Source organism: Micromonospora sp. Llam0, from assembly GCF_003751085.1.
Lineage (GTDB): Bacteria > Actinomycetota > Actinomycetes > Mycobacteriales > Micromonosporaceae > Micromonospora_E.
This window is the reverse complement of record NZ_RJJY01000001.1, coordinates 1,715,588-1,738,954: the sequence shown is the minus strand read 5'-3', so window position 1 is coordinate 1,738,954 and position 23,367 is coordinate 1,715,588. Positions and strand designations below refer to the sequence as shown.

Sequence of the window (23,367 nt, the reverse complement as noted above, 5' to 3'; positions counted from 1 at the left end):
TGCGACGAGATCGCCGGGCATACCCGCCGGCATCAGCGTGCCGGTCCTCGCCGCGTGGAACGCCAAGGAAGACCTCCTCGACCTGCTGGCCCTGGCCCGCACCCACCCGGACCGGGAAAACGTCGCTCGACTGCTGCACCGCTTCTACCAACGCTGCGCCGACAGCGGTCTACCCGAACTCGCCCGCCTCGCGACCACGATCGAGATCTGGTGGCCCCAGATCCTCGCGTTCCTGCACACCGGCATCACCAACGCCGGCTCCGAAGGCACCAACCGAGTCATCAAAACCGTCGCCCGCGACGCCTACGGCTTCCGCAACCCGATCAACCAACGCCTACGAACCCGCTGCGCGACCACCCGGAAAAGCCGCGGACACCTCAACCCCGCTTAACTTCGAAGAGCCGCTTTCAGGCTCGCCTGCACCACCCGGTCGACCACGGTGGGGATGCCCAGCTTGCGCAGCTTGCCGCCCGCCTTCGGGATCATCACCTGCCGCACCTCAACCGGCCGGAACTCACCAGACTTCAGCAAGTGCCGAATGTGGCCCAGAAAAGCCTCGACCCCGATCGTGGTCTCGATCCAGGCCACCGTGGCCCGATCGATACCCGCCGTCCGCGATCCCTTATTGGTGGACACCCGCTCCCACGCGCGCACCAGGAACGCTCGGTCGTAAACGAGGTTTGCCAGATCACCGAACCGGCGCTCGGAATCATCGAGCGCCCACCGGTGCAGTTTGGTCTGTGAGGTGCCCCGAGGATTCCGGACAGGGAGCCAATAAGGTTACCCTGTTAGGAAAGTCGAGGGAAGAAGCGCGATGGCACGCATAAGCTCATACACCCCAGAGTTCCGTGAAGAAGCAGTGCAACTCGTTCTACAGTCGAACAAGCCAGTGTCGCAGGTTGCCCGGGAGATCGACGTTCACCCGGAGACGCTGCGTTCCTGGGTCCGCCAGTACCGGCGGGAAAACAGCGGCGCCCAGAACAGCCCACAGATCGGCATCGACGAGCGCGCTCGACTGAAGGAACTCGAACGCCGCAACCGGGAACTCGAAATGGAGAACAGCTTCCTGAAAAAAGCCGCGGCGTACTTCGCGAAGGACCCTCGGTAACGAGCTTGTACGAGTTCATCGAGACGATGCGACTCGACACCGCGAAGTACGCCTACCCCGTCGACTTCATGTGCGAACAACTCGGCGTGTCCAGGTCCGGATACTACGAATGGCGAACCCGCCCCGACTCCGCGACCGCCACCCGCCGCGCCCACCTTCGATCGGCCATCGAGGAGGTGTTCGCCGCGTCTGACGGCACCTACGGGCATCGACGTGTCCACGCGCAACTGCGGCGCCAGGGCGTGTCCGCCGGGCCGGAACTCGTCCGCCAGCTGATGCGCGAGCTCGGGCTCGTGCCGTGCCAGCCCCGCCCGAGGCGGTGGGGACTCACCCAGTCGTCGTCCGGCACGGTGCCTGACCTCGTCGGCCGGGAGTTCACCGCCGACGCGCCTGGGGAGAAGCTCGTCGGCGACATCACGTACATCCCGACCGGCGAGGGGTGGCTGTATCTGGCGACCGTCATCGACTGCTGCACGAAGGAAGTCATCGGGTACGCGATGGACGACCACTACCAGACGCCGTTGATCTCCCGCGCCATCCGTAACGCCGCCCGGAATCGCGAACTCAGAAAGAACGCCATCTTTCATTCGGACCGGGGCAGCAACTACATGTCGGACGACTACGGCAGAACGCTTCGGGATCTGAGGTTGCGGCGATCCGCTGGCCGGACCGGAATTTGTTTCGACAATGCGATGGCGGAATCGTTCTTCGGTGCACTGAAGAACGAACGCGTGTCGCGTGTGAAGTATCCCACGCGTGAGGCGGCACGTCGGGACGTTACTGCCTACATCGAATTCTGGCACAATCGTCAGCGTCTGCATTCAGCGGTGGGCTACCGACCTCCCCGGGAAGTCCACGCAGAGTTCGAGAACCTTCAAATCGCGGCGTGAAAGAACCGGCCGAACCACTGTCCGGAAAACGCGAGGCCCCTCACTGCATCCTCCGTACCACCGCCCCGGCCCAGTCACTGCTCGGCCAGCAGACAGCAGCGCCGGTGTTCACCAGCGCATCTTCGGACATTACGGTCCCTCTCTGACTTGAACACGCTGCCGCCCTTCCCCATGCGCTCGGGCTTTCCCCGGCTCGGAGTACTACGACGGCTCCGTCACATCCGCAGACCTTCGGCTGGCGTCGCGCCTATCCACCCCAATGCTGACCTGGCAGGCCAGCCCGGATGGAACGCGTCGCGGATGCTTCCCACGTTCGCTGATGCCCGGTCGACGAGTTAGGCACCCGGCTCTACCCCTGCGGCATCGCCACGGGTACGCCGTAGTCCTTCACCGTGGCCTCCCGGCCGGGACACGATAGACCCCGACCGTGAGTTCCCTGCCCGTCATGAAGGGCAGGTGCGCACCGCAAACCAGCCAATCCACCGGATTGCAGCTGGCATCGTGTCAAGAGGCGTAACAGCACCGGTTCCTTGCGTATACCTTCTCGTCTTGCTCACCACGCCCGGCCCGTCCGGCAGTACCGAACCGACGTGACTTTGTCGAGGCTGCTCCCACCCCATCCCAGCGACCCCCGGGACACGGCTACCTCCAGCTTCACCCCGCCGCTACGGCGGCGAGGAAACGGGCGGTCTCTCACCCCCGTCCGGGATACAGCGCCTCGTGGCGCACAGCGTGGCACGATATGCGATCACGTGGGGTCCTCACCGGTAGGTGATCTTGTGGTGAGAACTACCTACCGAGGGCCCCACGCCCTCCTCCAGCACCGCCCGACTTCACCGGCTTCGTCCGTGTCGCGCCAATCAACACATTCGCGTCGCTGAGATCAGCTCAGTACATGATCCATCAGGGTTGGCCTCCGCTTCGATGATGCGGAGGCCTGGTTTGTATGTGAGCCTGAGTCCGAGCTGCTGGTAGACCTGGGCCTTGTCGACGGGGTCGGCGGTGCGCAAGACGTTGGCGATGCCGGAGAGCTCCTCGACCACGGTCTGGATCTCGGCGGGGGTCATGGCGCGGCGGCCAGTGACCTGGCGTAGCTCAGCCTCTGCGGTGGCCGTCTCCGCTTGGACCTGGGTGGTCCATTGCTGGACGAGTGCCGGGTCGGTGCCCGCTTCGAGCGCGGCCCGGTAGCGGTCGAGCTTGGTCTGGATGATGGCGAGCTTCTCGCGGGCGACGGCGATGTGCTGCTGGTCGGCGTCGTTGTGTTTGGCGTCGGCGATGGCTTGCAGGGTGGCGGGTCTGAACGCCCTACTGATCCAGGGATCGACCTGTTCGATGATCCTGTCCTCGCGGACGTAGAGGCTGCGGGGGTGAGCGATGCTGTTGGCGTCTCGCGGGCGGGGTTCCACCGCATCTTCGTTTCGTGGCCGAGGGCGACGTCCTCGATGTCGATGAGGATCTCGGCTTTGCGTTGCCGGTTCCAGACCTGACGGCCGGTGTAGCGGGGGTTGGACAGGATCACGCGTACGGCGCTCTTGGCCCAGGCGTTGCCATGTCGATGGGGGTTGCGCCGGGGGTCAGCCGCAGATGGTGAAGGGATACCGTCGCGGGTGAGTCCTTCGGCGATGGCGTAGATGCCCGAGCCAGCGAGAAACTCGCGATAGATCCGGGCGACGACCGGCACGGTGAGCGGGTCGGGTTCGAGGCGGTGCAGTCGTCGGCCGCCTTGCTCGGGTTCGGATGCGGGCCGGCGTCGGCGAGCTGGTAGCCGTACGGGGGACGGCCGCCGAGGAAGCGCTCAAGTGCCGGGATAGGTCCGGGAAGCCCGCCAACGGGATCCTGGCCGCCGCTGGCGGTCGTTCTGTCGCCGGACAACCAGCTGGGGAACCGCGCCTACGGCCAAGGGCTGCTCAGGCCCGGACCGCGCGCACGATGCCGAGTTGGCCGACCTCGGTGGTGAACCCCGCAGCTGACAGTTCGTCGAGCAGCTCAGCCTGCGACATCACCTGCCAGGGGTACTCGGCCGAGACCTCACGCACCGGCTGGTCCTCGTCGTCGAGCACCTGGTAGCGCATCCGCCACGTGACCTGACCGGGCCCGGCCGGTTGCGCGGATCCGCTCCCGCGGTAGCGCAACCGACCGACTCGTACCGTAGTGAACTCGGCTTCGCCGACCGCGACCGCTTCCGACGGCGGCTGCAGGTTCACCACCAGTGGGGTACCGGCCCGCAGCCGGATGGCCAGCCGCTGCCAGAGCATCCGGCGGTCCGCCACCGACAGATGGCCGATCATGTTGATCGCCAGCGCCGCACCGATCGTCTCCGGCAGATCGACCTGCTCGGCGGTCGCGGCGACCACGCTCGTGCGGGAAGCGAGATCAGGATCGTCGACGATCCGCGCGTGCAGGGCCGCTCGCTGCACCGGCGACGGTTCGACCGCGATGATGTCGCATCCCGGTACGGACTCGGCCAGGATCTGAACGCCACGCCCGCTACCCGCGCCCAGGTCCACAGCGGGCGCGTCGGCACGGGCACCGGTGAGCGCCTGCCGGACCGGTGCCCGCAGCGCCCGCCAGGCATCGACGCTCAGCAGGTCGAGAAACTCGCCGGAGTCCTGATAATGATCGAGCAACGGAGACTCTCCTTCCCCGGACCCGCCGCCCAGATCGGCGATGGGCCCTTGAACAGTTACGAACCGTAGCAGTCGTGGGGGTCGACGCCGGTCGGGTCGACCTCACCGACGACGACCGCCAGGGTGAAGGCGTCCGACAGCGCGGTGCCGTCGGACCGGCTGCCAGTGCGTTCGAACGCGAGGCAGTAACTGCCCTGCGCCGTGAACATCCAGTTGGCGTGCGCGTAGGTGCCCGCGCCGATCCGGGTCGTGTCCGCCAACCCGTCGGCGGAGTCGAAGACGTGCACCGGAGCACCGAACGGGCCGGTCTGATAGACGAAGACGTCACCGGGTCCGTCGACGGCCGTCAACGACCAGGACAGCCCGTGCCCGGCGAGGTCGGCCGGACCGATGGTCTTCGCGGACCAGCCCAGCCAGAGCAGGCCCGCCTGTTCGGCCTGCGGCAGACCCCAGACCTGGGTGCCCACCGGTCCGATGAAGGAGTACGTCTGGTTCGGCACCGCTGTCCGGGCCGCCGGAAGCAGCTGGAGCACCACGTCCGAGGTTTCGTGCAGGTACGCGGCGTTGCTCTGCGGGGAGTGGGCGAGCCCTTCGACCGTCAGGTCGCGCACCGTGGTGCGCAGCCCGTCGTCGAGAGCCGAGGCGATGTCGACGTAGCCACGGTTGAGGATGACCGCACCGGATGCGGTCCGGGACCAGTTCGGCACGATCCACGGATCGTCCCCCGGGTCCGGGTCGTCCCCGGGCAGCAGGTCGGCGCAGCCCTGCGGGTCGACGCCGGTCGGGTCGACCTCACCGACGACGACCGCCAGGGTGAAGGCGTCCGACAGCGCGGTGCCGTCGGACCGGCTGCCGGTGCGTGCGAACGCGAGGCAGTAGCTGCCCTGCGCCGTGAACGTCCAGTTGGCGTGCACATGCGAGTCGGCGCCGATGCGGGTCGTGTCCGGCAGCCCGTTGGCGGAGTCGAAGACGTGCACCGGAGCACCGAGCGGGCCGGTCTGGTGGACGAAGACGTCACCGGGTCCACGGGCCGCGGTGAGTGACCAGTTCAGACCGCCTCCGAGGAGGTCGGCCGGGCGGATCGTCTCCGCGGACCAGCCCGGCCACAGCAGTCCTGGCTGTTCGGTCTGCGGCAGGTTCCAGATCCGGCTGCCGACCGGTCCGATGAAGGTGTACGCCTCATCCGGCACGGTTGTCGCGGACTCCGGAAGCAGCTGCAGCACCACGTCCGACGTCTCATGCCAGTACGCGGCGTTGCCGTCGGGTGAGTGGGACATCCCCTCGGTGGTGGTGTCCTTCACCCGGGTACGGAGCCCGCCCTCGTCGAGGGTCGAGGCGATGTCGACGTGCCCGCGGTTGAGGATGACCGCACCGGACGCGGTCCGGGACCAGTTCGGCACGTTCCAGGGGTCGTCGACCGGATCAGGTTCACCGCCGGGGACGGGCACCTCCTCAGGCCGCGTAGGCCGTCCACCGTCGACACAGGTCTTCGTCAACGTTTCGTTATCGTGGGTGAAGGCGGCACCGGGGTAGGTGCCGTCGAGGTTGGCGCGGACGGTGGGGTCGAGTGGGCCGTCGACGACGAACGTGAGCGTCTTACGATCCACCGCTTCACGGCCGCCGGGCAGGTCCGCCGCCCACTCCAGGGTCAGGCAGTACTTCCCCGGCCGGCTGAAGGACCACAGGACGGCGCTGTTCGTCTCACCGCTACCGGCACCCGGCCACAACTGGTGCGGCTCGCGCTGACCGGTGGCGGTGTTGAACACGAACGGCCCGGTCTGGGTGGGGCCGTGCGACAGCGCGACGTTGCCCGGACCCGCCACCGAGTGCAGCGACCATCGCAGGTCACCGTCGAGCTGCTCCGGCCGGACTCCGGTGGTGTCCCAGCGGATCACCTGCATGGAGTTGCCGTACACGCCGGTGTCGAAGCCGGGCACGTTGCCGGTGCCGGCCCGGAACAACGCAGCCGGACGGTGGAAAATCACGCTCTCCGGGTCGTGGGGCACGCCCGGTGCGGCCAGCGTCGGGTCGAGGACCGCGAGCTGGGTCTCCAGGCCTGCCTCAGCGATCGTGCTGACCAGGGAGGACGCGGCCGCGCCGAGCACCGACGGCGTCGACACCGGGTCCGGTGCCGGCGCGGCGGCGCCGCGCTCTGGGTAGTCCCGGGTCCGCCCGCACGGCGTGACGGTGGACGCGTCGACGTCGTCGCCGACCGCGAGGGTGAGCTGCTGCGCGGCGGCGACCCGCCGGCCCGGCGCGGTCTGCGCCTCGAGGGTCATCGCGACGCAGTAGACACCGGGCCCGGTGATCGACCAGTTGAAGTGGGCGTGGGTGTGCAACGGCACCCAGCGCGCCGCCGGTAGGCCGAGTTTCGTGCTGAACACCGGCAGGTCGATGCGCTCCATTCCGATGCCCGCCCGCTGGGGTTGGCCCTCCCACAGCACGACGTCGCCGGGGGCTGGCTGGTCGCCCGGCCCGGTGACGGCGTCGACCCGCCACAGCACCCGGTCCTGTGCCAGCCCGGCCAGGGTCGGTGACTCGGTGCTGAGCCCGGCCCACGGCGCGCCGGCCTGCTGGCCCAGCGGCAGGTTCCAGTACGACGTGGCCGGCGGGGCGATGAACGACCAGTCGTCACCGCCGCCGTACACGGCAGGCGTCGTCAGCGTGACGGAGTCCGGAACGACCACGACCAGGTCGTCGTACTCGATCCACTCGGTCCGCAACTCGCCGGGTACGTCGTACCTGGCCTGCAGCGACAACGTGTCCACACCGTCGACCGGGTCGATCCGTGCCGCGACGGCGTCGATGTGGCCGTCGCGGACCACCCAGTCGGCGACCGACGGACCACCGGGATCCGTCGGATCGGTGGGATCCGTCGGATCGGTCGGATCGGTCGGATCACCGGGATCGGTGTCGTCGGGGGTGTCACCGCACCCGGCGTCGGAGGCGATCTCGTCGCCGACCGCCACTCGCAGCCGCACCGTGGCGCTCGCGGTGGTGCCGTCCGACAACGGTGCGCTCGTCGTCACGGTCAGGCAGAACATCCCGGCCGCCGAGAAGCGGAAGCGGTCGTTGATCGTCGTCCGGGGTGCCAGCTCGACGGGGGTCGACCCCTGCGGGGCGCCGTCGCGCTGGACCCCGGTGCCGAACCGCGCGCCGGCCGGGGCGTTCGGCTCCGGGGACAGGAACGGCAGGTCGGAGATCTGGTAGAAGGCGAAGTCGCCCGGACCGGTCACCTCCGAGAAGGCGAAGGACATCCGGCCGCCGTCGGCGAGCAGGTCGTCGTAGTAGTCGTAGCCCGCGACGCCCCGGGTGGACAGCGACAGTTTGACCGCCGACGAACCGGTCAGCCAGCCTTCGGTCGCGTAGCCGGGCGATCCCGCCGCGCCGAGCCAGGCGTACGCGTCGGAGTCAGGCACCGGGTAGGACGCCTGACTCGGCAGCCGGAACGTGAGCGTCTCCCCCGTGACCTCGGTGATCTCACCACGGTCGGCGAGGCCGATCGTGAGCCCACCACGCTTGACCGGATACGAGGTCAACTCGTACTCACCTGCGGAGACCTCCGCCGGCACGGTGGCGGCGGCCGGTGTCGGGGCGGAAATCAGCGCGGCCACGACAGCGGCCGCCGCCAGCGCCGCATACGTCGACCTCGGTGTCCACCGACACTGCCCAAGAGACTGCACGGGTGTTCCTTTCTGCTGCACGGACCGGTCGCCATCCGGGTAGCGGGGGCGGCCGTGTCACGGCCGCCCCCGCTCCGATCAGGGAACGATCACGAACTTCGCTGCCAGCCAGTTCTGCGTGGACAGCGGCGCGGAGGTGGAGAATCCGAAGTACAGGTTGTAGGTCTGCGCGGTGGTCGCCTTCGATGGCGCGTAGAAGCGCCACTCGAAGTGGTTGTGAGCTCCCGACCCGAGCGTGAACGTGCCCGACGACGTGCCCAGCACCTGCGAGCCTGCCGAGTTGAACAGGCGGACGTCACCTGGGTTCGCGCCGGCGGCGCTCATCCACACCGCCCCACTTCCCGGGCAGGAACCTTCGAAGTTGAACCCGACCCAGGGAGCGGACGACTGGGTGGCCGGACCGATGTCGATCTTCCAGTATCCGGCGGTCCCGGTCGTCGGCACCCAGGTCACGGCGGTGCTCAGGTCGTCGTAGACGAACGCGTAGTTGTGCATGTCGACCGGGTTGATCGGCGTGCCCGAACCGATCTTCGTGGTCAGCGCGAGCGTCGGGCTGGACGGGCACTCGATGTTGACGATGTCGATGTGACCGGCGGTGATGTCGTTGGTGGCGTAGACGCCCGCTTGGGCGGGCGACCCTGCCGCTACGGCCAACAGGAATCCGCAGGCGCCGGCCGCGAACGCGCCCACCGTGCGCCGCCTCGCGGAGCGCAGAAGGCCAGCGTTCCTCAGTGTCTGGACAACAGCCATGTCTCGGCCGCCTCTCACTAACTGGGGTTGAAGCCACTGAGGAGTACGCAGTGGAGGAACAACGGCTCCTTCCAGCACGTCACACATTAGCGGCACTAATGAAAATGACTTTCATCTTGATCTAAGCGGCGGACCGCCGCCCTGTCAAGACGATCTGGCCAGATCCCGGGCCAACACCCGACCGCGACCCCGCATGGCTCGAACCATTCACCGAGGAGCCGAACCGCCGGGAGCGCGACGAGCATTCAGCGCCACTGGCCGCCGTCAACCGGGCTACCGACGACGCAGACAGCGGCACACGGGCCGCACCAGGGCTCGTCGCACATGTCCGCGATCAACTCTCCCGCCGAACGTTGGCGATCAGCCGGACAGCACCGGCCGTTCGCCGCCGCGGGCGTCGGCGACGGTGCCGAAGGTCCGATGGCAGAAGATCAGCGGCTGATGGTCGCGCAGGCTTTCGATGGAGCGGACCTCCGCGACGACGATCGTGTGGTCGCCGGCCCGGTGCTCGGCGCCCGGCACGCATTCCAGGTGCGCGAGCACGCCAGGTAGAACCGGAACACCGGTACTGGACGGCCGCCACGGCACTCCGGCCAGACGTTGCGGGCCGGGCGCGGCGAGCGCCGTTCCAAGGTCCTCCTGGTCGGCAGCGAGGATGCCGATCCCGAACCGGGCCGTCCGGCGGATGTCCGGCCACGTCGTGGACTGCTTCCCCACGCAGAACCCGACCAGCACCGGCCGGAGAGAGACGGAGAAGAAGGAGCCGACCAGCAGGGCGCGCGGCCCCCGGTCGGTGGCCGCCGTCACCGCGACCACGCCGGTCGGGTAGGCGCGCATCAGTTCGCGGAACCGGCTTGCCGACACCGTGGGCCGGGACCGTTCAGCCATCGCCGTGCCGGGCGCAGTCGGTGCAGACTCCGAAAAGCTCGAGCATGTAGTTGACGTCGGTGAAGCCGTGTTCGCCGGCGACCTGGCCGATCCACTCCTGGGTGGGTGGTCCGACCACCTCCACGGTACGGGCGCACAGCCGGCAGACCAGGTGATGGTGCTCGGTCTGGCTGCACCGACGGTACAGCTGCTCGCCACCGACGCCGTGCATCACGTCCACCTGCCCGGCGTTGGCGAACACCTGCAGGGTCCGGTAGACGGTCGTCAGACCGACGGTCGAACCCTGTGCGCGCAGCTCGGCGTACAGATGCTGAGCGCTGCGAAACTCGGTGGTCGCGGCCAGCAGGGCAAGGATCTCGTTGCGCTGGCGGGTGGAGCGGCCAGCTTCCGCAGGCGGCTGCTTCACGACGCCACCCCCTTGTCAATAACGATACCCATTATCATAATGGCGGTGAGGAAGGTCGGTGGCGATGTGGGTGCCGGCCGCCGGTGGCAGGCAACCGGCACCCACATCGCCTGACCTTCCCGATCAGTCGCCGCCGTCCGGTGCCCGTACGTCGGCGTTCGTCGATGCTCGTCCGGCAGCGACGGCGGGCCTGTCTCGTCCGGACGGAACCGTCGCCAACGCCACCGCGACTCCGACGGCCGCCGCCCCCGCGGCCACCCAGGCGACCGTGGCCAGTCCGTCGACGAAGGCGACCCGGGCCAGCATCGCCACCTCGGGCGGCAGATCAGTGAACCGACCGGCCGACGCCAGCTCCCGTACCTCCGTTGCCGTCTGCCCGGACACCCCGACGGACCGCACGGCGTCGTCGGACAGCCCGGAGCCGACCCGGCCGGCGAGCACCGCGCCGAAGACCGCAGCACCGACCGCGGTGCCGAGTGGGAAGAACGCGTTCGCCGTACCGCTAGCCATGCCTGCCTGCTGAGGCGGCACCACCGACACCGAGATGCCCATCAGCGGCGCGAACAGCAGCCCCATGCCGGCGCCGATCAGCAGCAGACCGGGCAGCACGACCAGCCAGGTCGACTCGGCACCGACCCGGGCGACGAGCAGGTATCCCCCGCAGATGGCGACGAACCCGGCGACGACGACCGCTCGGGTTCCGTACCGGTGCTGCAGCCGCGCCACCACGAGACTGCCACCGACGATCGCCACCGACAGGGCCGACAGTTGCAGCCCGGCCTGCAGCGGCGAGTAGCCGAGCATGCCCTGCAGCCACAGCACCAGGTACGGCATCGTCCCGAAGCCCACGGCCCGGGTGAGGAAGCTCAGCACGCTGACACCGGTGAAGGCCCGGATCCGGAACAATGCCAACTGCAGCATCGGATCAGCGGTCCGATGCTCGGTGGCGACGAACAGCACCAGGGCGACGACCGCAACCCCGGCCGCGACGAGCGTGACCGGTCGCGTCCATCCCTCGTCCGCACCGGAGATGACCGCCAGGTTGACCGTGCCGAGCAGCAGCACCCCCAGCACAGCCCCGGCCAGGTCGAGCCGACGCCCCGCCTGCCGGCCGGAGGCCGGTAGCCAGCGCAGCGCGCCGAACAGGACGAACGCGCCGGGCAGCAGGTTCACCAGGAAGATGGACCGCCAACCGAGGCTCGACACAAGCGCACCGCCCACGAGCGGCGCGATCGCCGCGGAGACAGCGGCGGTCGCGCTGAAGACTCCCATCGCGGCATTGCGCCGTTGCCCGGGATAGGCTGCTGCCAGCAACGGCAACGCGGGCGCGAAGATGAGCGCACCGCCGATGCCCTGCACAGCCCGCCCTGCGATCAACACCCCCGGCGCAGGCGCGACGCCGCACAGCAACGAACCGATGGTGAACAGCACCACGCCAGCGACGAAGATCCGCCGCCGGCCGAGACGGTCCGACACCGATCCGCCGACCAACAGCAACGCGGCGAACAGCAGCGGGTACGCGTTGACCATCCACTGCAGTTGAGGCAAGGTGGCCGACAGGTCGGCGGCTATCGCCGCGAGCGCCACGTTCACGATGGTGATGTCCATCGTGGTGATGGCGGCGGCGACGCTGACGGTCAACAGGGTACGGCGGGCTGCCGTATCCGACTCATGCGGCAGCAAGGACGACCACCTCCGGGGCTCCGGCGCCGGTGACGGCCGCGGCCGGTCGGCTGACCATTCCGGACTCACGGGTGAGTTGATCGCTGTCGATGGTGTGCCAGTCGTAGCTGTCGCTCACCTCACGGATCAACTGTCCGGCGCGGTACACCCGCCAGGTGGTGGTGAACCGCATGAGGTCGCCACCGGCCGGGCTGCCGGCGACCCACCATTCGTAGTCGTGCCGGCCGATCGAGTCGCGGATCGACAGGGCCGGTGGGATCTCGCGGGGCCGCCGTACGCCCATCAGCTCGACGACCACCACGCCGCCGGGGGCGAGTCGGCTCCGCAGCCGCCGCCACAGCCGGATCCGGGCTGGTTCGTCGAGGTGACCGGCGACGCCGAACACGACCGCGGCGCAGATGGTCGCCGGTAGCGGCAGGTCCGGGGCTGCGGCGTCGACCACGGTGACCCGCTGACGCAGGGTATCGTCGGTCGCGACCCGGCTGGTCAGCACCGCCCGCATCGCGGTGGACGGCTCGACCGCCACGATCCGCGCGCTCGGCAGGGCCGCGGCGATGATCTCGGTGACCCGGCCGGTGCCGGCGCCGATCTCGACGACCGGGCCGGACGTCGAGTCGACGCCGGCGAGTACGGGGGCCAGGGCCGGTCCGCTGCTGGCGGCCTGTCTGGCGGCGACCATTTCGTAGAACTCGGCCACCGGGGAGTAGTAGTCACGCACCGGATCACCTCCGATCAGATGACTTGTCGTGGACAGTCGGAACGCGGGTACCGGTCACGGCATGCTGGGCCAGGCGGCAGAGGTGCGGGTCAGCACCGGATCGAGCTTGGCGAGGATGGCTGAGACGACGGCGTCCCGCTGCGGCACCAGGTAGAAGTGGTCGCCGGGGAACGTGCGCACGTCGAGCCGGCCGCGGGTCAGCCGGCCCCAGCCGGTCGCCTGTCGATCGTCGAGCTCCGGATCGTCGTCGCCCCGCAGCACCATGATCGGGCAGTCCAGTGGTGCCGCCGGCACTGGCCGGTAGGTTTCGATGAGCCGGTAATCGTTGCGGACGTAGCCCAGCACCGCCCGGCGCAGCTCCGGATCGGCCAGCACCTCGTCGTGGGTGCCGCCGAGCCGGTTCAGTTCGGCGCAGAGGCCGTCGTCGTCGCGCCGGTGCACCTCGCCGCCGACCACGTCGCCCGGCGCGGGGCGGCCGGAGACGAACAGCCACTGTGGCTGGCGAACGCCGAGGCCGCGCAACCGCTGGACCGTCTCGTACGCTACCGCCGTACCCATGCTGTGCCCGAACACCAGGTATGGTCGGTCGGTGAGGCGCGCCACGGCGTCGGCGACCGGCGCCGTCAGCGCGCTCATGTCATCGACGAGCGGATCGGCGAACCGGTCCTCCCGCCCCGGGTACTGCACGCACACCAACTCGACCGACGATGGCAGCAGCGCGTCCCAGGCACGGAAGCTGCCGGCACCACCGCCGGCGTGCGGGAAGCAGACCAGCCGGACGGCTGCCGCTGGGCGCCGCCGGTAGCAGCGCAGCCACTGGCCGAGGGTCGCGGCGTTCACCAGGTCACCTGCATCGCCTCGATGCCGAACGTCGCCGCGTCGTGCTTGAAGTCGAGATCGTCGAACGCACTGGCCAGCCGCAGGTCCGGGATTCGCCGGATCAGGGTGCCGATCGCGATCTCCAGTTCCAGCCGGGCCAGGTTCTGCCCGATGCACTGATGCACCCCGTACCCGAAGGCGACGTGGTGACGGTTGACCCGGTCGAGGTCCAGCCGCTGCGGGTCCGAAAACACCTCCGGATCGTGGTCGGCGGCGGCGAGCAGGGCGATGATGCCGTCGCCTGCCTGGATTCGCGTCCCGCCGAGGTCGATGTCGGCGGCGGCGACGCGCAGTGGGATCGAGTCGGCCACCGACAGGATGCGCAGCAGTTCCTCCACGGCCGCCGGCATCAGCTCGGGCTCGGCCCGCAACCGGGCCAGCTGCTCCGGGTGGCGCAGCAGTAGCAGCGTGCCGAGCGCGATCATGCTGGTGGTGGTCTCCCGACCGGCGACGATGGTGATGCCAATCATCGACAGCAGTTCGTGCCGGGTGACCACGCCGGCCCGCAGGTGGTCGACGACCAGCTTGGACAGCAGATCGTCGCTGGGGTCCTGTTCCCGGGCGGTGATCAGCTCGTCCAGCATCCGAAACAGACTGGCGAGGGCGGCGCCGACCTCTTCGGCGTTGCTGTTTCGCCCGCCTGAGATGCGGGTCACGTCGCGGAAGAACTCGAGGTCGTCGGTGGGCGCGCCGAACAGACCCAGCACGGTCGTCGTGGAGACCGCGTTGGCGTACGCCGTGACCAGATCGACGGGTGGACCGGCGGCCAGCATGTCGTCGACGAGGTGATCGACGGTGTGCTGGATCGTCGGGCGCATGTCCCGAATCCGTTTGACGGTGAACTCGGCCTGCAGCATCCGTCGGAAGCGGGTGTGTTCCGGCGGGTCGGTACGGATGAACGGCCGCGATTTGGCACCGGCCTCCTGCTCACCGATGCCCATCGCGGGGAAGTTCGGATGCCGGATGTCGGCGCTGACCCGGGGGTCGGCCAGCAACGCCCGGACGTCGGCGTAGCGGGTGACGATCCACGGCTGTTTGCCGGTGGGCAGCGTCACCTGTGACACCGGTTCGACGGCGCGTAGTTCGGCGTAGCGCTCCGGTGGGGCGAAGGGGCACTCCCTCGGTACCGGGAACGCCGGCGGGGTCTGCGTTCCGGTGGGAAGTGTCTCGGTCATCGGGGCGTTCCTTCCTGGTCGGTCGTGGTCCGGGGTGTAGGCACGAGTACGCCGATCGGGGGTCCACCGGTGCCGGCCGGTGCGATGTCGTGCAGCGGCAGTCCGGACTCGGCGGCGATGCCGGCGAGGGTGAGGGTGTACCAGTGGTAGTGGTCGGCGACCTCGCGCACCGCAGTGCCATCCTCGGCTGACACCCGCCACGTCGTGTGCAGCCGCATCCGGTCCGGGCCGTCGGGTTCGCCGGAGAACCACCATTCGTAGCGCTGTCCGCCGACGTCGACGTGAGACAGCCGGGTGGGGTCGAGCACGAGGGGTCGGTCGATGGACATCAGTTCGACGACGATCCGGCCGCCGGGGGTCAACCGCTCGGCGAGACGCCGCCACAGGCGTACCCGGTCGGGTCGGTCGAGGTGGCCGGCCACTCCGCAGACGACGGCGCCGCTGATGGTGTCCGGCAGCTCGAGGTCCGGGGCGGGTTCGGCACAGATGGTGATCCGGCGGCGCAGGTCGGGGTCCCGGTAGATCCGGCTGGTCAGCACGGCGCGCATGCCGGTGGCCGGTTCGTGGGCGACGATCTCCAGGTCCGGAAAGGCCCGGGCGAGGGCGACGGTGACCAGGCCGGTCCCGGCACCGATCTCGACGACTGGGCCGGCGGCGGTGTCGATCCCGGCCAGCGCCGCGACGACCGCGGGAGCGCTGCCGGTCGCGACGTGTGCGGCGGCGGCGAGGTCGAAGAACTCGGCGGTCGGCGAGTACGGCTCCACCGCGTCGCTGCCGTCGGTCGGCTCAGCGGCTCCGGTGGGCTCAGCGGCTCCCTCGGTGGGCTCGACGACTTCCTCGGTGGGCTCGACGAGATCGGCGAGGACGACTTGGGACGGTGCCGCTGGTCGTACCACGTCCGGCGGGCCGAGCCGGGCCGCCAGTTGCGACCAGATCCGGCAGGCGGTGATGTCGAACTGGGCTGTCCGCAGCGGATCGTCGCCGCGACGTACGGCGGCCGCGAACTCCCGTAGCGCGCGGCGCACCGCCTGCGGCCAGAGCCGGTCGAAGACGTCGCGTTGGGTGCCGGCGGCGGTGCCCGGCAGCGGCGCGCTGCCTGGTTGGTCGAGCTGCTCGCCGGTGAAGACCAGCCTACCGGCGGCGTCGCGGTCGGCGTGCAGCGTCGGTGTCCACAGCACCGGTCCGTGGGTGTCGGCCAGGGTCAGCACACCGGCCCGGGTGCCGAGGCTGATCCGGTGCCAGAACAGGGCATGGTTGTCGCGGTCGGCCGGGTCGAGCTCGTGGTGCACCCGCAAGGTCAGCGGCACACCGCCGACCTGACCGGTGACCAACCGCAGCGGACCACTGGCGACGACCTCGTCGACGCGCCAGGGACGCAGGCTGCCGAGTGCGGCACCCAGCACGTCCACGAACGGATGCAGTACGTGCACCGGGCTCGCGGCGTCGACGAACACGAACTTCTCGCGCGCGCGGAGCCGGGCCGCAGCCGCGATGAACCGGCGGACCGGTTCGACGTGCCGGTAGTGGGCGTTGACCCGGTACTGCACCCCGTGGTGGCGCGCGGCCCGCAGGCAGTCGACAAGTTCGTCGTGGTGCACCGGGTGTTCCTGCAGCACGTGCACGCCCCGGGCCAGCAACGCCCGGGCGAGGTCGGTGCCCGCGCCGCCGGAGATGGTGGAGCCGACGACGACGCAGGCGATGTCGATCTCGTCGGCGTCGACCGTGTCCAGGCTGTCGTGGTGGGGCACCCCGTACTCGTCGGCCAGTGCCCGGGAGGCGGTCCCGCCCCGGCTGAGCACGCCGACGAGGACCAGGTCGGGCGCGAGGTCGGCGACCGCCCGCAGGTAGAACCGGCCGAAGTTGGTGCCGCAGACCAGCACCCGCAGCGGCGTGCTCACAGCGCGCCCTCCTCGGTGTCGTCGGCGGTGTCGCCGTCGACCAGCCGCACCGCGAGCGACTCCCCCGACCCGCGCAGCGCGTCGACCGTGGCCGCCGGATCCAGCACGTCGGCGGCGAAGTAGACTCCAGGTGCAACGTCGCCGCCGAGCACCGCCACGGCGGCCAGCGCACCGACCAGCCCGGTGAGGCGGTAACTGCTGTCGACCCGCAGCACCGCGGTCCGCTCGGCGGGGACGCCGCCGCGCGTACCGCCCATGGTGAAGACCATCTGGTAGTAGGGGCTGCGGCCGGCGAGGTCCAGATCGGCGGCGCGGATCATCCGCCGGGCGAGGTCCGCCTCGTCGGCCCCGACGCTGGCGGCGGCCGGCAGTGCGGCCAGCAGCGTCCGTACCTGGGGCCCCGGGTAGACGTTGAGCCAGTCGACGTCGCGCAGCCGCATCGTACGGGCCAGTCGGCGGGTCTCGGCGCTGAGAAACGGTTGCACCGCGACGGATCCGGCGAACTGCGGCACGGTCGCGTCCTCGGCCGGACGCAGCGCCCGGGACCGCACCGCCCCGCCCCGCCAGGCGGCGTTGGCCTCGCCGTACGCCGCTCCGGCCGCGCCACCGGAGCGCAGCGACAGCATCATGTCGACGGCGACCACGGGGGAGCAGTGTTCGACGCCACCGACCCAGGCGGTCAGCGTGTCGACGTCGTCAAACTCGGTCGCGGCGAGCCAGCGTGGCAGCAGGCTGGACAGGCCCGGCAGGGTGCCGGCGGACAGCAGCACCGTACGGTCGTGCTCGGGCGCGCCGGTGCCGGTCAGTGCCTCGTAGACCGGATCGTCGCCGGCCACGTCGACGCAGTGCGCGCTGGCGGCCAACGCTGCGGCGGCGACCGTCTCCTTCAGTTCGTATGTCGGCCCGGCGCAGTTGACCACCACGAGGGTGCCGGCACAGAAGCTGGCCAGGGCGACCGGATCCCGCACATCGACCTCGACGGTTTCCACGTCGGCCCCGGGCAGGCCTGCGGCGACGCGCCGCAGTGGATCGCCGCTGCGGGCGCCGAGACGCAGCGGCCCGACGCCGAGGCGGTACAGGTGCTCGACGGCGCCCTGGCCGACCGATCCGGAGGCGCCCAGTACGCCGATCATCGGGTCACCGCCCCGTCGGTGATCTCGCTGAGGAGTTTGACGATGCCTGGGGCGTGCGCCACGTCGATGCAACTGAAGTGGTCACCGGGAACGTCGACGATGCGCAGGTCGCCCAGGCACAGCTCAGCCCAGTGCTGGGTGACCGCGTCCCGGCTGCCCGGGAACGGGTAGGCACCGCTGTGCCGCAGGAAGGTGATGTCGCCGGCGTACGGCTCCGGTTCGTAGCGGGTGATGGCGAACACGCTCTGCCGGAAGGTGCGGAACAGCCGCATCATGTGGTCCGGCTCGTACATGCCGGCCGAGGCGGGAACCGCCTCGCACATTCGGGCGACCCGCTGCTCGCGAGGCAGTGCGGCGAGCGCCCGGAAGGCGGCGGCGACGTCGGCGTGCTCGCCGGTCAGTTCGACGAAGCCGCCGTCACGCAGCACACCGGGGCTATCGGCCAGGACCGCGTCGGCGGCACGGGCCACCGCGAGTTCGTCGGCGGGGAAACCGATGTCGGCGGGCGCGATGCCCATCATCACCGCGAACGAGTACTCCGACAGCAGTTCGTCGTCGAGCCGGAACCGGGGGCTGTGGCTGCTGATCGCGGTCAGGGTCGCGACGTTGGCTCCGTTCTCGCTGAGGCCCCGGGCGATCTCGGTGGCGATCAGCCCGCCGAGGCAGTAGCCGACGACGTGCAGCTCGCGGGCGCCGAGCTCACCGATCGCGGTCGCGTAGTCGGCGGCGATCCGGTCGATCAGGCCGGCCGGGTCGGCGTCCAGGTAGGTCGGCAGGTGCGGCACCTCGATACCGACAACCGAGCTGGTGCCGGCGGAGCGGCGGCGGATCTCGGTGATGATCGCCCGGTACGGCATGATCGTGCCGGTGCCGGCGTGCACCAGCACGGTCAGCGGATCGGTGCCGGAGCCGTGCAGCCGGACCACCGGTGAGGTGCGGACCGGGCCGTCACCCGGCGCCGACGTCTGTGGTGTGGTGACCGTACGCAGGTAGGCGGCTAGTGCGGCGACGGTCGGCTGGCGCAGCATGTGTCGCAGCACCACCTCCCACTCGAGGGCGACCACGTCGGGGACGCGTTCCCGCAGCAGGCCGACGAGACGGGCGACGAGCAGCGAGTCGCCGCCGAGGGCGAAGAAGTCGTCGTGGCGGCCGACGTACTCGCGGTCGAGCAGTTCCGCCCAGATGGCGGCGAGGTGGCGTTCCAACGCGTCCACCGGATCGGCGGCCACCGCCGCGGTCTGCTGGCCCTGGTCGGTGCCGGGCAGCCAGGTCCGCAGCCGGTTGCGGTCGACCTTTCCGTTGGCGGTGCGCGGCAGTACGTCGACCAGCTGCCACACCGTCGGCACCATGTAGTCGGGCAGTCGGGCGCTGGTGTGCCGGACGAGGTCGGCGGTGGTCACCGGCGTCCGGTCGGTCTTGACCCGGGCCAGGAACAGCTGCTGGCCGGTGGGGTGCAGCGGCTCACCGGCCGCCGGCAACCGCGTGACGAGTTCGGCTCCGGCCGTGCCGAGCAGCTCGCGCCACTGTGGCTCGGTGAGGAACGACTGACCGGCGGCGGCGCGCACATCGGTGAACGGGCCGGCGGTCGCCTCCAGGAACTCCATGGACACCAGCAGCGCCGGGTCGTCGTCGCGGGTCTGTTCCATGATCACCAGCCAGCCGCCGGGGGCGAGCAGGCCGGAGAGCCGCTCGACGGCGGCGGCCGCGTCCGGTGCGGTGTGCAGGTGGTTCGCGGCGATGACCACGTCGACGCTGTTCGGGGTCAGCCCTTGGGAGCGGGGGTCGTCGCGCAGGTCGAAGCGGGCGTAGCGGATCCACGGGTGGTGGGCGAACTGGTCCCGGGCTTCGTTGAGGAAGAACGTCGACGGGTCGGTGAACAGGTAGTCGGGGCGGTACTCGGCCAAGGCGGGGGCGAGCAGACTGGTGGTGCCGGTGACACCGCCGCCGACCTCCAGCACCCGCAGCGATCCGTCGCCGTCGTGCCGCTCGGCGATGTGCCGCAACGCCGCGACGATCGCCTGGTGCAGGTGGGCTACAGCGAGGTTGTCGCGGTAGGCAGCGGCCATCGTGTCGGCGCGGGCACCGGGGAACAGCAACGCGCGGATGTCGGTGCTGCCGGCGATCAGCGCCGGCAGGTGGTCGGTGCAGGTGCGGACCGCGTCGATCAGGTCGGTGCTGTAGTCGAGCCGACGATCGGCCTCGGTGAGTCGCAGCCAAGCGCCGTCGAGGTCGTCGGGCGCCGGTACGGCGAGATCGCCGTAGCGGGCGGCGTCGGTGACGCGGAGCCGCCCTGCGCGGGTCAACGCGGCGAGCCACCGGCGTACGATCGGCGTGGTCACCGTGGTGGCGTGCAACGCCTGGCAGATCTCGTCGGCACTGTGCCAGGTGTCACCGGTGGCGATGTCGGCACCGGCAAGGGTGGCGGCCATCGCGGTCAGCGCGACGTCGGCCAGCGCGGTCTGGAAGTCGGCGAGGGCCTGCGGGTCGACCCCGGTCTGCGCGGCCCGCGACGCCGCCGCCGCGACGGCACCGGTCCCGGCGGCACCGGTCCCGGCGGTGGCGGGGTCCGGCGAGGCGGGGCCCGGCTCGACGAAGGCGGCCAGTCGCTTGCCTCCGGGGTGGGCTGCGTCGACGAGTACGGCCGCTGCGGCGACACCGGGATGGGCCTGCACGGCGGTCTCGACCTCAGCCAGCTCGATCCGGTAGCCGCGGATCTTGACCTGGTCGTCCTGGCGGCCGAGGAACTCGATGGTCCCGTCGGGCCAGTAGCGGCCCAGGTCGCCGGTGCGGTAGAGCCGTTCGCCGGTGCTCGGGTGACGGAGGAACCGCTCGGTGGTGCGCTGCGGGTCGTGGTAGTAGCCCAGGGCGACGCCAGCACCACCGATGTAGAGCTCTCCGGCGATCCAGTCCGGCCGATCGCGCAGTTGGGGGTCGAGCACGTGGAACGACTGGTTGGTCAGTGGTACCCCGTACGGGATGCTGGGCCGGTCGTGATCGACGGCCTCGATGGGATGCCAGATGGACCAGATCGCGCCCTCGGTGGCGCCGCCGAGGCTCACTACCCGCAGCTGCGGCAGCAACGCCCGGATCGCATCCGGTAAGCCGACCGGGATCCAGTCGCCGGAGAGCATCGCCAGCCGCAGCGTCGCCGGCCGCGGCTCCGGCACGGACCGCAGGTAGTCGTGCAGCATCTGCAACTGGCCGGGTACCGAGTTCCAGATCGTGACGCCGTGTCGGTCGGCGAGGTCGGCCCAGTGCGACGGGTCGCCGCGGCGGTCCGCGGCGGGCAGCACCAGCCGGCCGCCGACGGCGAGCGGGCCGAAGAGGTCGTAGACGGACAGGTCGAATCCGAGGCTGGCCAGGCCGAGCACGGCGTCACCCTGGTCAACGGCGAACCTGCGGTTGATGTCGTCGATCGTGTTGCGCGCCGCCCGGTGGCTGATCATGACGCCCTTGGGTGTCCCGGTGGACCCGGAGGTGTAGATGACGTACGCCAGGGCGTCGGGTCCGGGGCGGGCGATGACCGACGGTGCCGTCCCGGACGCCGACAAGGTCTGTGACGACGGTGCGGCTGCCGGCGGCCCGCCGACGGCCATGGTGTCCACCACTACGGCGGTCACCGTCTCGGGCAGGTCGGCGGCGTCGATCAGCCAGGACTGGGTCAGTACGGTCCGCACCTCGGCGTCGGTGAGGATCGCGTTGCGCCGGGCGGCCGGTTGGGTGACATCGACCGGAAGGTACGCCGCGCCGGCGAGCAGGGCTCCGAGCACTCCGACGGGTTGCTCCCAGCCCTTGTCCATCAGCACCGCCACCGGTTCGGCCGGACGCAGTCCCACGTCGGTGAGCCTGGCGGCGACGGCGGTGGCTCGGTCGAGCAGCTGCCGGTAGGTCAGCTCGTGCCCGCCGGCGACGACCGCGAGTCGGTCGGGGGTGCGGTGTGCCTGGGCGACGACTTCATCGTGCAGCAGCCCGTCGGGCAGGGGGCCGTCGGTGGCATTGACCTGCTGGCGTCGGTCGCGCTGCGCGTCGGGCAGCGTGACCGGGGACGGATCCCGCCACGGGTCGTCGTGCCCGGCGAGGCGGTCGACCAGCTCGACCCACGCGCCGAAGGCATCGTCGGCCAGGCCGGCTGGCAGCACGGTGTCGCGGACGTCCCAGGACAGGGCGAGGCCGTCGCCGCGCGGCATGACCTGGCAGTCGATCCAGACCTGCGGCGTCTGGCTGATCGCGTAGCCGACCTGTCCCTGCGCGGGTGACGGTGCGGGCGTGTCGAGGGTGCTGGTGAACACGACGGGTAGCAGCTGCCGGGTGGCGGTGCGCCGGCCCAGCTCGGCGAGGACCTCACTGCCGGTGAACAGCCCGTGGGACAGGTCCTCCAGCAGTTGGCCGGCGATCTCACCGGCCCGCTCGGCGAACGGTCGCGGCGTGGTGAGGTCCACGGCGAGGGGTTCGACCACAGTGAAGTCGCCCACCAGCGCCTCGACGGCGGGGTGCAGCGGCAACCGTTGAAAGGTGGGGATGTTGAGCGTGAACCTCGGGTTGCGGCTCCACCTGCCAACGACCTCGGCGTAGGCGGTCAGCAGCACGGTCGAGACGCTCACCTGGTGTCGTGCCGCCCGTTCGCGCAGCGCGGTCCACGCCGCCCCGCTCAGCCGGCGTTCCAGTCGGCGGAAGCGGACCGGCCCGTCGCCGCCGGGGTCGGCGGCCGGCAGTTCCGGGGCCGGTGGCAGGTCGTCGAGGCGACGTAGCCAGTATTCACGGTCGCGGCGGTACGCCGGTGTGTCGGTGATCCGACGACGGCCGATCAGATAGTCACGGTAGGTGATGTCGATCGGTTCGAGGGTGGTCTGCGCATCGGTGTAGAGCTGGTCGAACTCGGCGACGAGTCGCTGCACGCTGGCGTAGTCCACGATGAGCAGGTCGAGTGACAGGTGCAGAACGGCCCGATCGTCGGTGCGGGTCACGTGCAGGGCGAACAGCGGCCAGCGGTCGGTGCGGGCCACCCGGTGCGACAGGGTGTCGCGCAGCCGGCGCAGATGCTCGTCGACAGCTGCGGTGCCCTGTCCACGCAGGTCGGTGACCTCGATCGGATAGGCCGGTGGCTCGGCGAGGACGACCTGGTAGCCGTCGCTGTGCACCACGGCGCGCAGCATGTCGTGCCGGGCGACGAGGCTGTCCCACGTGTGCTGCACCCGATATGGATCCAGATCGGGGTAGTCGTACTCGACGTAGGCGTGGCAGGCCACGCCGCCGTACTCGTAGTGCGAGCCGCGGCCGACCAGGTAGGCGGCCTGCAGGTCGGACAGTGGGAAGGGCTCGTGCCGGCCGGCCGGGTCGGCGGTGACCGGGGCCGGTGCGGTCTGCCGCAGGTGTGTGCGGATGGCGTCGCGGTGCCGGCGCACGGCAGCCCGCCGCTCCTCGCTGAACGCGCCTTTACGAGCACGGAACCGCAGCTCGTCGCCTTCCAGCCACAGGGTCACGCCTTCGGCGTCCAGCTCGGTGATCAGTTCGTCGACATCCATCGGGCTC

Annotated in this window: 17 protein-coding genes and 1 pseudogene; 3 read left to right on the top strand and 15 right to left on the bottom strand. The window is 70.3% G+C overall.

The features are described 5' to 3' along the window. The first annotated feature begins 37 nt into the window (after positions 1-37). A complete protein-coding gene (locus EDC02_RS42315; RefSeq protein ID WP_255500012.1) occupies positions 38-391 on the top strand; it encodes a transposase in 354 nt (117 codons plus the stop codon). Here the strand turns inward: EDC02_RS42315 and EDC02_RS07815 are convergent. After that, positions 388-636 (bottom strand): hypothetical protein, encoded by a 249-nt coding sequence (locus EDC02_RS07815; RefSeq protein ID WP_158632088.1) that lies wholly within the window; start codon positions 634-636, stop codon positions 388-390. The genes EDC02_RS42315 and EDC02_RS07815 overlap by 4 nt on opposite strands. A 178-nt stretch (positions 637-814) precedes the next feature. Between EDC02_RS07815 and EDC02_RS42715 the strand changes: the two genes are divergently transcribed. Next, the gene (locus EDC02_RS42715) at positions 815-1,108 is read left to right on the top strand and encodes a transposase (RefSeq protein ID WP_370461403.1); all 294 of its coding nucleotides are present in this window, start codon (positions 815-817) and stop codon (positions 1,106-1,108) included. Between the two features lie 5 nt (positions 1,109-1,113). Then, the gene (locus tag EDC02_RS07810; RefSeq protein WP_370461430.1) at positions 1,114-1,998 is read left to right on the top strand and encodes an IS3 family transposase; all 885 of its coding nucleotides are present in this window, start codon (positions 1,114-1,116) and stop codon (positions 1,996-1,998) included. Between the two features lie 860 nt (positions 1,999-2,858). Here the strand turns inward: EDC02_RS07810 and EDC02_RS41395 are convergent. The 14 genes and pseudogenes from EDC02_RS41395 to EDC02_RS07740 form a co-directional block, all read right to left on the bottom strand. After that, complete coding sequence (locus tag EDC02_RS41395; protein ID WP_233605794.1) at positions 2,859-3,404, bottom strand: hypothetical protein; 546 nt, start codon at positions 3,402-3,404, stop codon at positions 2,859-2,861. A gap of 26 nt (positions 3,405-3,430) precedes the next feature. Continuing rightward, positions 3,431-3,679 (bottom strand): annotated as a pseudogene (locus tag EDC02_RS42710) (recombinase family protein); the annotation flags it as partial. Positions 3,680-3,905: 226 nt separating this feature from the next. Then, positions 3,906-4,625: a trans-aconitate 2-methyltransferase gene (locus EDC02_RS07795; RefSeq protein ID WP_123601370.1), complete on the bottom strand. Its 720-nt coding sequence runs from the start codon at positions 4,623-4,625 to the stop codon at positions 3,906-3,908. 56 nt (positions 4,626-4,681) lie between these two features. Beyond that, the gene (locus EDC02_RS07790) at positions 4,682-8,308 is read right to left on the bottom strand and encodes a choice-of-anchor M domain-containing protein (protein ID WP_148083363.1); all 3,627 of its coding nucleotides are present in this window, start codon (positions 8,306-8,308) and stop codon (positions 4,682-4,684) included. 78 nt (positions 8,309-8,386) lie between these two features. Further along, on the bottom strand, positions 8,387-8,998 hold the full coding sequence (locus EDC02_RS07785; protein WP_123601368.1) for a hypothetical protein: 612 nt from the start codon (positions 8,996-8,998) through the stop codon (positions 8,387-8,389). 420 nt (positions 8,999-9,418) lie between these two features. Then, complete coding sequence (locus EDC02_RS07780) at positions 9,419-9,946, bottom strand: flavin reductase family protein (protein ID WP_123601367.1); 528 nt, start codon at positions 9,944-9,946, stop codon at positions 9,419-9,421. Continuing rightward, positions 9,939-10,352, bottom strand: a complete 414-nt coding sequence (locus EDC02_RS07775) for a Fur family transcriptional regulator (RefSeq protein ID WP_123601366.1) — start codon at positions 10,350-10,352, stop codon at positions 9,939-9,941. The genes EDC02_RS07780 and EDC02_RS07775 overlap by 8 nt, the downstream gene beginning before the upstream one ends. 123 nt (positions 10,353-10,475) lie before the next feature. Beyond that, entirely contained in the window at positions 10,476-12,035 is a 1,560-nt protein-coding gene (locus tag EDC02_RS07770; RefSeq protein ID WP_123601365.1) for an MFS transporter, read from the bottom strand. Then, complete coding sequence (locus EDC02_RS07765) at positions 12,022-12,753, bottom strand: trans-aconitate 2-methyltransferase (protein WP_123601364.1); 732 nt, start codon at positions 12,751-12,753, stop codon at positions 12,022-12,024. Before EDC02_RS07765 ends, EDC02_RS07770 begins: the two co-directional genes overlap by 14 nt. Positions 12,754-12,807: 54 nt before the next feature. Next, positions 12,808-13,593, bottom strand: a complete 786-nt coding sequence (locus EDC02_RS07760) for a thioesterase II family protein (protein ID WP_123601363.1) — start codon at positions 13,591-13,593, stop codon at positions 12,808-12,810. Further along, the gene (locus EDC02_RS07755; RefSeq protein WP_123601362.1) at positions 13,590-14,807 is read right to left on the bottom strand and encodes a cytochrome P450; all 1,218 of its coding nucleotides are present in this window, start codon (positions 14,805-14,807) and stop codon (positions 13,590-13,592) included. Before EDC02_RS07755 ends, EDC02_RS07760 begins: the two co-directional genes overlap by 4 nt. After that, the gene (locus EDC02_RS07750; RefSeq protein WP_199757534.1) at positions 14,804-16,705 is read right to left on the bottom strand and encodes a Gfo/Idh/MocA family oxidoreductase; all 1,902 of its coding nucleotides are present in this window, start codon (positions 16,703-16,705) and stop codon (positions 14,804-14,806) included. Before EDC02_RS07750 ends, EDC02_RS07755 begins: the two co-directional genes overlap by 4 nt. Continuing rightward, complete coding sequence (locus EDC02_RS07745; RefSeq protein WP_123601361.1) at positions 16,702-17,838, bottom strand: saccharopine dehydrogenase NADP-binding domain-containing protein; 1,137 nt, start codon at positions 17,836-17,838, stop codon at positions 16,702-16,704. The genes EDC02_RS07750 and EDC02_RS07745 overlap by 4 nt, the downstream gene beginning before the upstream one ends. Further along, entirely contained in the window at positions 17,835-23,360 is a 5,526-nt protein-coding gene (locus EDC02_RS07740) for a non-ribosomal peptide synthetase (protein ID WP_123601360.1), read from the bottom strand. Before EDC02_RS07740 ends, EDC02_RS07745 begins: the two co-directional genes overlap by 4 nt. Positions 23,361-23,367 lie beyond the last annotated feature (7 nt).